Raw genomic sequence first — 9585 nt, forward strand, 5'->3', positions numbered from 1 at the left:
CGCCAAAACCATGGCAATAGAGCAACAGGGTGCTGATGTTTCGATCGTCGAATTTGTCATGTCGCACATTCGTGAAGAGATTCGCAGCGGCAAATTCGCGGTGGGCAACCGAATCATCGAAGCGGAATTGCGAAGGAATCTAGGCGTAAGCCGAGGTTCGATCCGCGAAGCGGTATCGCGCCTGGTGGCTGAGGGCCTTCTGGAGGCCAACCTCCACAAGGGCGCTTCCGTTCGAGCGCTGTCACCCAAAGAAATCGGGGACCTCCTCGAAATCCGTGAGGTCGTTGAAGGTCTGGCGGCGCGCAAAGCTGCTTCCCGCATCGACATGACCGACTACGCCGAGAGGCTGAGGCTCGCGCAGAAACGTCTCGACGCAGCGGAAGATAATGCGGATGACCCGGACGCGTATTTCCAGGCTAACACTGACTACCACAGCCTGTTGCTCGAAATCGGTGGGAACACCCGGCTTCCGGCCATACTCCATCACCTCTATACAACATTCTTTCGGGCTCAGGCCGGCAGGCTGATGAGTCACGCCAGCGTGCGCCGGTCCAACGATGATCACCGGCGGATTACGGATGCCATCCTGCGCGGCGACACGGGTTTGGCTGAAATGTTGATGCGCTCTCATCTTCAACGTACGGCATACAGCCTGGCGCAGCGCCCCCAAGATAGGTAGCGTTGTCTGGCTGGATCAAGGCGTGGACCGGTCTGGTGCAGTGCTTCCACACGCCTCGCGTATCACCGACCATTCGAAAAACCAGAAATGAGTTCGTTGACGCGCTCGGGTGCCTCCAACATCGTAAAGTGGCCGACCCCTTCGATCAGGACGATGCGGGCGCCCGGAACGTTCTCGCGAATGGCCTTCATCCAGGGCGTCTCCACGCCGGGTGCGATTGGAACGCGTTTCAGATTCGCATCCACAGTCGTGGACTGGATCGCCAGCACCGGTACCTTGAGGCTACGTAGCGCCTCAACTGAGTGCATGGCGTCCCATACCAGGATGTCAGTGAACAGCCGCGAATGGAAAGCCGGGTCAACGGAGCTTCGCCGCGCATAAACATACTCGCGCACCGCAAGCGAGGATGACTCGACGAAGAAATCTTTATACAACCCATCAAGCATCTGGTCGAATCCGAAACGAGCAATGCGCTCCTCCATTTGCGTGACAATTGCCGTGGAGTCGCCCAGGAAAATGCTACCGTCCACATAGACTTGACCACTAACGAGTTCGGGTGCCTGTCGGTATACCTCGGATTGCACGCGGCAGCCCATGCTGCTGCCTACCAGCACCGCTTGATGCACATCTGCGGCCTTGAGCGTGTTGACGACCGAAGTGGCCATGGCCTCGATGGTCGGCTCCCCGGACCTGGGTGACTTGCCGTGGCCAGGCAGATCGACTGCGATGCAGCGAACCGATTTCGACAGTGTGCGCACCTGGACATCCCAGTCCGAGAGGCTGCAGCTGAAACCGTGAATGAAAACAATGGCAGGTTCGCCCTTGCCTGTATCAACGTGGTTCAACCTTGCGGTGGCGCCAGTGGCCAGCCCCCAAGCGGCGTCGATAGATGTTATCGCTTGAGTCTGCTGGAGTGGTTCGCTGAGTGGGTTAGCGCTCATGATGGGGTTCCTGTATCGGTATGCTCGCAGCCTTCAGACTTTCAGATCACGGGGAAGTCCGACAGGCTCCTAGGGTTCGCGCGGTCCGCTGAGCGGAGCAGCAAGCGAGATCGGGCCGCACCATTGCGTGAGCGCAAGGCGTAGCGCCGAAACATCCGCCGGTCCGTCACACGCCCAGGCGACATGACCGTCCGGACGGATGAGCACCGCAGCCGGCGCGACGATCGCGGCCCGCCCGGGAATCCGCCATTCGCGCGTCATGGCATTGCCGCGAACGGTGTCTACCCGGCCGGCCCACTCCGTAATGTTTGCCCCAAGGTCGACCGGCGGCAGACCGAAGGGAACCGTGGTCGCATTGGACCGGGTGGAGGTCGTGCCAGCCAGGTCGAGCAGTACGAATCTGGCGCTGCGCAGCAGCTCGTGGACGCGGCGCAGCCCGGTATCGGTCATGATGTCGGCATCGGGCACCCGATACCCGATCAGCGGGTGAGCGCCCGGCAGGTGATAGCGGATCCCGAGACCGGACAGCATCGCACTCAGCCGATCGTTTACCTCGGGCAAACTGACCAGATCAGTCATCACGTCGACCAGCTCGACCACCCGATCTCCGGGGTCGCAGAGCAGGGATTGCGCGCGTACCAGCTTCAGAATCTCACCATCGCTGGTGTGACGCTCGGCATGGTAAGAATCGAGCAGGGTTTCGGGAGCCTCTCCGCGGATGACAGCGGCGAGTTTCCAGCCGAGATTGAAGGCGTCCTGCATGCCCATACTCATGCCCTGGCCACTGGCGGGCAGGTGGATGTGTGCTGCGTCACCGGCTAGGAAGACCCGACCGACGCGATACTGGTCCGCCTGCCGATTCGCGTCGGTGAACGACGAGAGCCACCGCGGACCGTGCATCCCGAAGTCGGTACCCGCAATCTTGTTCACCGTGGTCCGAAGTTCCTCGAACGTTAGCGGACTGCCCGGTTCGGCGAGCCGCTCCCGCACGGTCAGGACGAGCCGGAACCAGCCGCGCTGGAGCTGGAGCACGGTAACGAGTCCGGCCTCGTGCCGTTCGAGTCGTACCGGTCGCCTGGGTGGATCATCGAGTTCGACGTCGGCAAGCAGATTCACCATCGACGCGTCCACACCCGGGAACCCGACACCGAGGAGCTTGCGAATCGTGCTGCGACCGCCATCGCAGGCGACAAGGTAGCTTCCGGTGAGTGTTGCTTTGCCATTTGGTCCGCTAACTGTTACTTCGACGCCGCTTGCATCCTGGCTGACGTCGGTGACTTCCGTCGCCCAGCGGACCGGCGCGCCAGCTTCGGTCACGAGTTGGTCGAGGATCTCCTCGGTTCTCGCCTGCAGAATGTTGATAGCCGGGAAGCGGCTCGGCATCCGTGAGTAGTCGAGCGGGATGCCACCAAAGTTGGTGAGGCGACTCGGGGACCCCTCGGTTAAAAAATGTTCGGCCACCCCGCGCTGGTCGAGAATTTCCACGGTGCGCGGCTGCATGCCCGCAGCGCGGGAACCGTCAATTTTCCGATCTGCCCGCCGATCCACCAGTAACACGTCAACGCCGCCACGTCGCAGTTCGTAGGCGAGCATGAGCCCGGTCGGACCCGCACCAGCGATAATCACCGGTTTAGCGTCTCGGCGTGGCTGTGTCATGGGATGATCCATTCGATATCTCCATCTTTGTTAGAGGTTGCACTTATGGTGTTGGGGTTTGGAGGCGAGGCGCGATGGCAGAAAAGTTGAATCCCGAGGTGATCGCACGGACCGCGCTGCGATTGCTGGGCGAGAAAGGTGTCGACGGTCTCACCATGAGGGCGCTCGCGGCCCAACTTGACGTGCAGGCTGCCACTCTCTACTGGCACGTGGCGTCCAAGGAGCAGTTGTTTCGGGCGATGGCTTCCATCATGAACACAGATGCCGCGGCCCTGATGACCGCAGCAGACCGGCGCGCACCCGGCCGGGAATGCATCCGTCGCTGGGCCCGGGCGCTGCGTGACACGATGTTGAGCCACCGCGACGGCGCCCGGGTGTTCGCTGGAGTTCACTCGGTGGACCCAGTTGGGTTCGAGGTCATCGAGGCGGTGTTGGACGCCTGGCGTGACACCGGACTCTCGGCCGCCGAAGCCGCGCAACGCACCGCGTTGTTGCGGAGTTTCATCGTCGGGTTCTGCATCGAGGCCCAAGGCATTGCCGATCTGCGTGACCATACTGAATCCGGCCGAATGGACGAGTTCTTGACGGCGGTTAATCCGAAGCGCTTCCCGCTGGTAGCCCAGGCGCTGCCCATCCTCCTTGGCACCACCGCAGCGGAGCACTTCGAGCTTGGACTCACGCTGATGCTCGGCGGGCCTACCTCTGCGGACTGACTCTGGCCGCCACGCGGAAGAAATCCGGGCCATTCGACCTGACCAGCCAACTCGCGGCGCCCGCACAGAGGTCATGCAATCGAGGCAATCCAGTCGCCCACCGTGACGACGTCCGCTTGAATCGGGAAGACCTTTTCCGTCAGCACCCGGTGCGTCTCTTCGTAAATATCCAGACAGCCGTCGGAGAGGACTGTGATCTCGAAGTCGAGGTCCGCGGCCTCTCTGACGGTCGAGAGCACGGCGCCACTGGTGGCGATACCGGCGACGACGATGCGCTCGATTCCGCCCGCGCGAAGGAGCAGTTCGAGATCGGTGCCGCGGAATCCACCGAGGCGCGCCCGTTTCACGAGCAGGTCGGAGGATTGAGGATCGAGTCCGGGGTGGACGTCGGCACCCTCATCGTCCGGCGTGAGTCCGATTCCGCCCCTCATCCGGAGGATACCGAGCATCTTGTTGTGCGGGCTGTCCTCGGGATGACCGGCCCGGAACCGGGCGACAACGTGGATGACCGGCATTCCCGCGCCGCGGGCTGCATGCACCGCCCGGCGCACACGTTCGAGATACTCGTTGTTTTCACCAAAGGCGGTGACGGTCTTTCGCTGCACATCCAGTGTGAGCAGAGCACTGCTGGCCATGGGTTCGTCCTTTCAGGAGTGGTCGGTTGGGTTGTCGGCATAGAGCACCAGGGCGGGACCGCCCGGCACCGGTGTGGTCATTACGGTCCCGCGCCCGACTAACACATCCGAGTGCGCGATACCGAGTACATCGAAATGGGCCAGCCACCGCTCCAGTTCGGCCCGGTCAGCCACCTCGAATGCCAGGTCGCTCATAGCGGGGATATCGACCGAGTGACGCAGAAGGATCACCGGTGCCACGCCGGGAACCCGCACAACGGCACCGAAGCGGTCACCGCAGCGGTCGAGATGGTCGAGTTCAGTCAGATGTGTCGCGCCGAATGCGGACTGAAACCAGGCGATCGCATCATTCAGATCTTGTACTGGCAGGCTTACGTGATGCAGCCCAGACAAACGCGGCTGGGTCACGGTCACTCCCTCCCAGCGCTCGCGTCGCTACGAGTCGAGGCATCGACAAGATCGGACTTTGTCCTATTCGCAGAACCGAACCACTGTTCCAGCGCCGACAGCAAACCGGCCTCAGCCACTGCTGTCGAAGTACCCGCTGCGGTGAGCCAGCAGACGTAGCCGTCCGGGCGGACGAGTACCGCGTCGGCCGCTACGCCTGGAAGTTCGGGAACCACCGTTGCGGTGACGCGCGGTAGCCACGCTTCTGCCATGATCGCGTGACGTCGGTCGACGGTGACCAGCGCCGCGCGACCTTCATGCAGGAGCGAACTCAGCCAACGTGGCTTGCCGGCCACCTGCAGCTCGATATCGGGCATCCGGGCGCCGAGCAACGGATGTTCGGCGCCCGCCATCGGGTAACGGATGGCGAGCCCCGATACCTCACCCGCCATGTAGCGTGTAACCGCCGGGATCGCCAGCATATCGGTTACGACGTGCCGGATCGGCTCTTTGGCCGGATCGGGGAACATCAAATGAACTTGTGCCTGCACGTTGTCGAGCGCGCGAGCGGCGACCGGTTGTTGCTCGGTGAAGTAGCTATCGAGCAGTCCGGTCGGGGCGTGACCCTGCAGGTGCGCCGCAAGTTTCCAGCCGAGGTTCGTGGCGTCCAGCAGACCAAGGTTCATGCCCTGCCCGTTGGCCGCAAAGGCGATGTGGGCGGCGTCGCCGGCGAGGAGCACCCGTCCCGACCGGTATTCGGATGCCTGCCGGGTTGCATCATTGAACCGGCCGGCCCAGAGCAGTTCGTCGACCTCGATCTCGTTGTTGAAACTCTTGCTCACGAGGTCATTGATCTCTTCCAGCGTAACCGGGACGTCCAGACTCCGTGGGCCATTCACAAAGTCAACTGCCCCGAGCCGATGGTGACCGCCAGGCTGCGGGATGAGGACTGCAAAGCGTTCGGTGCTTTTGTTCTGGTGGAACAGTTGGTGCACGGATTGCCATTCGTCGGCTACCCAATCCGCCCTCCGACCGACACGCACTTGCGCGCTGATGGCGTCGATGGTGCCGTCCGTCCCCGGAAAATCAATGCCTGCCAGCTGACGAACGGCGCTCTGGCCGCCATCGCAACCGACGACGTAGCATGCGCGGATAGAAAGTTCGCCGTCCGGGCCATCGACAACTGCGGTCACGCCATCCGCATCCTGCGACAGCGAGATGAGCGTCAAACCGCGTCGAATAGTGATATCGAAGCGCTCGGCCAGATTGGCCGTTATCACCTCCACCAGCGCGAGGTGGGCAATTCCGAGGGCGTAGGGCCGCCGGGCCTGCCACCCCGCATATGGCAGCGATACCGGCAATTGCCCGAAATGCGCGTCGTTGAGCAGATTGGTCGACCGCTCGGCGACCGCGTCATAAAGGCCCCGTTGCTCAAGGATCTCGATGGAGCGGACCGGGATGCCCACCTCTCGGGAGTATTCCGGGATGCTCTGGAGCCGATCGATGATCGTCACGTCGACACCCAGCAATGCCAGGTCCCAAGCCAACATCGCTCCAGTTGGACCGCTGCCAACTACAAGCACTTCGGTCTGGATGGACTCCATTTTGTGTCCCCTCATGGATGGATACCGTGGAAACCGTACATCGATCAAGATACATCTAACAACGTTAGAGATCAATGGTGCGGGAGCAGGACCGCTATTCAGGAAATCGTGAATAACCAGTCCTGCAAAAATCCGGTAAATCGCCTCCTGCAGTCTTATCAGACTCGGTTATTTAAAAGCCTTGGTAAAACCTAAATACACCAGAGTATTTGCAACCGAATTCCGGGCATAGACAGGTATCAAGACTTTCAGCTTTACAGAGCCTTTGATTTCAGGGATATCGAAGCCGACAACCGGGCCCATTGACATCGCGGCAAAACGTTTTCCTCCGGGGACCCTCACGCCATTGATCTCATCGTCCGCCATCTCGTTAGCGTAAAAGCCGGTAACACCAAATTGCCACCGAGCAAGCCTTTCACTGATCGCCCAGTCAACATCGAAAACAGGACCGTTATGGTAGTGCGTGGCATTATTAGTTCCAGCAATATCCATAAAAATGTGCGCACTAAATTCTGTACCATCCCCAAATATATTGGGACCAGTTAGATACGTAAGAGCAAAATTTGGAATGTAATAAATCGTATTGTGGCCGGGCGAAGTAAGATCGCGCTTATTGTATGCGCCAGTTGGAAATATCATCGAATAGGCAACCTTCGCCGTCAGACCGACTGGAAGCCCATTTGCTGCATTTCCAAAATATCTGCTCCATGAGAACAAATCCGAGTACAAATCTCCAAAGCCACGGACATTATTCGTCGTCGGGCCGAGTGTAAGTCTTCCTGAATAATAGGCCGTCTGCAAAGAACTGGCCACCGTGCCGCCGAGCAGTTTAAATGGATAAACATAAAGGATGCCACCCGCGAAAATATTGTTACTCGTGGATACATTGACATTGTTCACCGGGTGTCCACCCCCTCCGTAAAGTTGTGAGCTATGCCCGTACCCGGTAACCAGGCCAAAGTAAAATCCAGTCGCACTGGGAAGATAGGCGTTGCGGATATCCGTGCCACCGACGGGGCCACCAAAAGTGGGCCCCTCTGCTGCATAACCTGCAGAACTCTGAATGGCGGCTACGAATGCGCAAGCGGCAACGCGGCGAAAAGAAATTTTCAACTCTGTCTCCTTTAAGCTATCTAGTTTTAGTCGAGCAATTTAAAACAAAAATAACCCCCACTCTCCCCTGCACGGCGGGTTTCATATATTCCATCGAGCCAGCTCTGCGAATTTCGATTTTTAGGACAGGCATTTACGCAGCAGAAGCGCCTGTCTGAGTCGAAATATCAAACCCACGGATGAACCCATCTAACGTATCGAAAATTCGATGTCGAAATGCCGCCGGCAAACCTGAATTGGCCTCCCGCTACTTTCGATTACCCAAGTTGGCCAGCAAGACCACGCACAGCGATCGCCCAGAGCCTGACGAATGCTCGGTTCCGATGCCAGTGGCAGGAAATGCTCCAGTCAATTTGCCTAGGTCTCCACCCATGTGATGATCCACTCGTCATATCAGCGCTACGCAGATCGCCAGACAACTATACAGTTTTTCGTCGGACAGTTAATGCGGGTAAACGGCATGCTCAAGCGATCAATTGAGCACAAATTAGCTCAACCACCTTCGATCATTTTTCGGCACATCCCTGTCCTATCGTACACATTCGGCTTTCACAGGCAAAGAAGGTGGGCTCCCAAGCCATGCTAGCTCGGACTAACAGCAGGTGAATTGCCCCTTGAAATCGTCCGACATATCTCATAACATCGTCCTACGCTGATAAACTCCAACCGGCGTTGTTCCATGACATCCAGGTAGATGCCCGTCTTCACTAGAGGTAGCGCCCCCCGTTGGCATCACATAAAACAACGCAACCCAAGGCCCGCATCAATCCTCCGTCCCTTCGCGAGATCAATACCGAGATTGAATGCTGCGGAAGGCACGGTTGAAGGGCGATCTGGTGCTCGCCGATGCGAGCCACGTGGGCATCTGGCAGATCGTCGGACGAAATGGGTTGTAGCGCCGCTTCCGCGCTAAAATCACGCGTTTATTTCACGTTCGGGGACCTCGAAAACCATGTCATCAGAGCAACAGGGTGTCGACGTTTCGACTGTTGAATTTGTCATGTCGCACATTCGTGAAGGTGTTCGCAGCGGTCAATTCGCGGTAGGCAGCAGGATCATCGAAGCAGAATTGCGAAGGAATCTGGGCGTAAGCCGAGGTTCGATCCGCGAAGCGGTATCACGACTTGCTGCTGAAGGCCTTCTCGAGGTCAACCTTTATAAGGGGGCATCGGTTCGGGCGCTGACGAACGATGAAATCAGGGATCTGCTCGAGATCCGTGAAGTTGTCGAAGGACTTGCGGCACGTAAGGCGGCTTCCCGCATCAGCGTGGCCGATTATGCTGAGAGGCTGAGGCTCGCACAGAAGCGTCTTGATACAGCGGAAGATGACGCAGAAGACCCGGACGCTTATTTTCGCGCGAATGCCGACTATCACAGCCTGCTGCTTGAAATAGGCGGGAACAGCAGGCTTCCGGCCATTCTCGACCATCTATACACGACATTCTTTCGGGCTCAGGCAGGAGGGTTGATGAGTCACGGTAGCGTGCGCCGCTCCAACGATGACCACCGAAGGATTACGGATGCCATCCTGCGCGGCGATACCGGATTAGCTGAACTATTAATGCGCTCTCATATTCAGCGTACGGCGTACCTCCTTGCTCAACGCGCGCAAAAATCGTAGCGTGTTTTCCTCAATTGCAGCGGGCACGATAGGATGCGTTATCGCAATGGCGGCTCTTTCCGGAGCGTCTGCTGACGCGCGCATCAACGGCTGACTGTTGTCGAGCGGCGGTAAGCGGCTCGCGCCGGCCGTTCCCTATCGCGCACGAGCGCACGGCATGATGTGATGCAGCCGTGGACATCAGGGATCGAGTCCACGATCTTCGATCACGGACAGGATCTCTCTGGATGTCGAAC

At 59.1% G+C, this 9585-nt stretch carries 9 protein-coding genes; 3 read left to right on the forward strand and 6 right to left on the reverse strand.

The features are described 5' to 3' along the window. Positions 1-10: 10 nt before the first annotated feature. On the forward strand, positions 11-679 hold the full coding sequence (locus ACREXZ_RS07165) for a GntR family transcriptional regulator (protein ID WP_431763336.1): 669 nt from the start codon (positions 11-13) through the stop codon (positions 677-679). A 62-nt stretch (positions 680-741) separates the two neighbouring features. Here ACREXZ_RS07165 and ACREXZ_RS07170 read toward each other — a convergent pair whose 3' ends face one another. Together ACREXZ_RS07170 and ACREXZ_RS07175 are read right to left on the reverse strand one after the other, a co-directional pair. Further along, positions 742-1620, reverse strand: a complete 879-nt coding sequence (locus ACREXZ_RS07170) for an alpha/beta fold hydrolase (protein ID WP_431763337.1) — start codon at positions 1618-1620, stop codon at positions 742-744. Positions 1621-1689: 69 nt separating this feature from the next. Continuing rightward, positions 1690-3288 carry an FAD-dependent monooxygenase gene (locus tag ACREXZ_RS07175; RefSeq protein ID WP_431763338.1) on the reverse strand — a complete coding sequence of 533 codons (1599 nt, stop codon included), beginning with the start codon at positions 3286-3288 and terminating at the stop codon, positions 1690-1692. Positions 3289-3350: 62 nt separating this feature from the next. Here ACREXZ_RS07175 and ACREXZ_RS07180 point away from each other — a divergent pair, with 62 nt between their 5' ends. Further along, positions 3351-3989: a TetR/AcrR family transcriptional regulator gene (locus tag ACREXZ_RS07180; RefSeq protein ID WP_431763339.1), complete on the forward strand. Its 639-nt coding sequence runs from the start codon at positions 3351-3353 to the stop codon at positions 3987-3989. Positions 3990-4060: 71 nt separating this feature from the next. Here ACREXZ_RS07180 and ACREXZ_RS07185 read toward each other — a convergent pair whose 3' ends face one another. The 4 genes from ACREXZ_RS07185 to ACREXZ_RS07200 all read right to left on the reverse strand — a co-directional run bounded on the left by ACREXZ_RS07185 (position 4061) and on the right by ACREXZ_RS07200 (position 7728). After that, complete coding sequence (locus ACREXZ_RS07185; protein WP_431763340.1) at positions 4061-4624, reverse strand: cysteine hydrolase family protein; 564 nt, start codon at positions 4622-4624, stop codon at positions 4061-4063. 12 nt (positions 4625-4636) lie between these two features. Beyond that, a complete protein-coding gene (locus ACREXZ_RS07190; RefSeq protein WP_431763341.1) occupies positions 4637-5032 on the reverse strand; it encodes a VOC family protein in 396 nt (131 codons plus the stop codon). Positions 5033-5034: 2 nt separating this feature from the next. Then, positions 5035-6615 (reverse strand): FAD-dependent monooxygenase, encoded by a 1581-nt coding sequence (locus ACREXZ_RS07195; protein ID WP_431763342.1) that lies wholly within the window; start codon positions 6613-6615, stop codon positions 5035-5037. Between the two features lie 168 nt (positions 6616-6783). Further along, positions 6784-7728 carry a SphA family protein gene (locus ACREXZ_RS07200; protein ID WP_431763343.1) on the reverse strand — a complete coding sequence of 315 codons (945 nt, stop codon included), beginning with the start codon at positions 7726-7728 and terminating at the stop codon, positions 6784-6786. A gap of 952 nt (positions 7729-8680) precedes the next feature. Here ACREXZ_RS07200 and ACREXZ_RS07205 point away from each other — a divergent pair. Next, positions 8681-9349: a GntR family transcriptional regulator gene (locus ACREXZ_RS07205; RefSeq protein WP_431763344.1), complete on the forward strand. Its 669-nt coding sequence runs from the start codon at positions 8681-8683 to the stop codon at positions 9347-9349. Positions 9350-9585 lie beyond the last annotated feature (236 nt).

This window comes from Paraburkholderia sp., from assembly GCF_050742655.1.
GTDB lineage: Bacteria > Pseudomonadota > Gammaproteobacteria > Burkholderiales > Burkholderiaceae > Paraburkholderia.

Bases quoted from the DNA above. Each gene is read 5' to 3' on its own strand.
- ACREXZ_RS07165 (WP_431763336.1), top strand. From the start codon at position 11: ATGGCAATAGAGCAACAGGGTGCTGATGTTTCGATCGTCGAATTTGTC.
- ACREXZ_RS07170 (WP_431763337.1), bottom strand. From the start codon at position 1,620: ATGAGCGCTAACCCACTCAGCGAACCACTCCAGCAGACTCAAGCGATA.
- ACREXZ_RS07175 (WP_431763338.1), bottom strand. From the start codon at position 3,288: ATGGATCATCCCATGACACAGCCACGCCGAGACGCTAAACCGGTGATT.
- ACREXZ_RS07180 (WP_431763339.1), top strand. From the start codon at position 3,351: ATGGCAGAAAAGTTGAATCCCGAGGTGATCGCACGGACCGCGCTGCGA.
- ACREXZ_RS07185 (WP_431763340.1), bottom strand. From the start codon at position 4,624: ATGGCCAGCAGTGCTCTGCTCACACTGGATGTGCAGCGAAAGACCGTC.
- ACREXZ_RS07195 (WP_431763342.1), bottom strand. From the start codon at position 6,615: ATGGAGTCCATCCAGACCGAAGTGCTTGTAGTTGGCAGCGGTCCAACT.
- ACREXZ_RS07205 (WP_431763344.1), top strand. From the start codon at position 8,681: ATGTCATCAGAGCAACAGGGTGTCGACGTTTCGACTGTTGAATTTGTC.